The organism is Micrococcus sp., from assembly GCF_030523875.1.
Classification (GTDB): domain Bacteria; phylum Actinomycetota; class Actinomycetes; order Actinomycetales; family Micrococcaceae; genus Micrococcus.
On record NZ_JAUNHR010000172.1, the window covers coordinates 1,143 to 1,568 of the forward strand.

The 426-nt window shown below is 69.2% G+C and carries 1 protein-coding gene; it reads right to left on the reverse strand.

Annotated elements, in window-relative coordinates:
* A partial coding sequence (locus Q4D18_RS11880) for a sulfatase-like hydrolase/transferase (RefSeq protein ID WP_303128684.1) occupies positions 1 to 355 on the reverse strand: 355 nt, incomplete at its 3' end.
* Between the last annotated feature and the right edge of the window lie 71 nt (positions 356 to 426).

A 426-nucleotide genomic window follows, 5' to 3' on the forward strand; every position in this document is an offset into this window, starting at 1 on the left:
CGGCCCCGACGAAGTGCATCTTGCCGTCCAGGACGGTGCGGTACCCCTGCAGCCGGGCGTGGTGGGCGAACGTCGGGATGGTGCTGGACAGGAAGGCCGCGTTGTCGAATCCCCCTGTCACCGAGGGGAGTTGGCCCGTCATGAAGCAGTACCGGGCTGGCGTGCAGAGCGGGCTGTTGGTGTAGGCGGCGTCGAAGACCACGCCCTCGCGGGCCAGCCGGTCCACCGTCGGACTGAGCGTGACCGGGTTGCCGTAGCAGCGCAGCGCCGACGGTGCGATCTGGTCGTACATGATCACCAGCACGTTGGGCCGGCTGCTGGTTCCGGTGTTCGGCGTGGGGCCGCTGCTCTGCATGGGGCCACTGTGCTGCATGAAGGAGAGTGAGCCGCGCCCGGTCGGCGCCCGATGCAGGACGCGTGTCCGAC